Genomic DNA, 790 nt, shown 5'->3' with positions numbered 1-790 from the left:
CCTTTTACAAAAAGTACACGATTCTGATATGAAACTAGATTGTTCCGAACCCAAAATCTTTACAGGTGGGGTAGACATTAATTCTTGGTCTAAGCTTTCTAATAGAGAGAAAAAGGAAGCTTTATCTAAAAGATGGTATGTGTATTACTCCTTTAGACATCCAAAAACTGGTAAATTAGCTAGGCAAACCAATATTAAGGGTGGATCTAATAATTTTAAAACTAAACGTGAGCGTTATTCTTTTCTTAGAGCCATGGGAGAAGCCCTCTCAAAACTATTAGAGCTAGGATTCAATCCCTATAAAGATAACAGCGATCTAGAAGCGAAGTTATTTTCAGATCAAGAAGAGTCAACTCCTGAAAAGCAACCTAAACAAAAATCACAGCCTCAACCAAAACCACAACCAGTTTCTAAGTCTTTGTCACTAGAGCCTAAAGAGGAGGTTATGGGAATAGACGAAGCCTTTAAGTTTGGCTTATCGATGAAAGAGCATTTGATGAATAAAAACTCATATGTACAATACAAGAGCAGAATTGGTCTATTTGAAAAGTGGTTGCTTGAAGAAAAGCTATTCGATATGCCGATTAACAGCATCACCAAAAAGACTGTTAATCAATATTTAAATGGTATTGTACAGAAAACTAGTGCCAGAAACCGTAATAATTCTAGGACAGATATCGCTTCCTTATTTCAGTTGCTGGAAGAAAATGAAATTATTACATCCAATTTCGTACAATCCATACCAAAATTAAAGACCGTTCCCAAGCGAAATAAAACCTATACGCCAGAC

General features: G+C 35.4%; 1 pseudogene. It reads left to right on the top strand.

Features of this window, described 5'->3' with window-relative positions:
* Window positions 1-28: 28 nt before the first annotated feature.
* Window positions 29-790, top strand: a pseudogene (locus CXF67_RS00100) (site-specific integrase); the annotation flags it as partial.

Origin of the sequence: Psychroflexus sp. MES1-P1E (assembly GCF_002836055.1) — a bacterium.
Classification (GTDB): Bacteria; Bacteroidota; Bacteroidia; order Flavobacteriales; family Flavobacteriaceae; genus Psychroflexus.
Note: the sequence above shows the minus strand (reverse complement) of the source record. Positions and strands in the feature narration are given on the sequence as shown.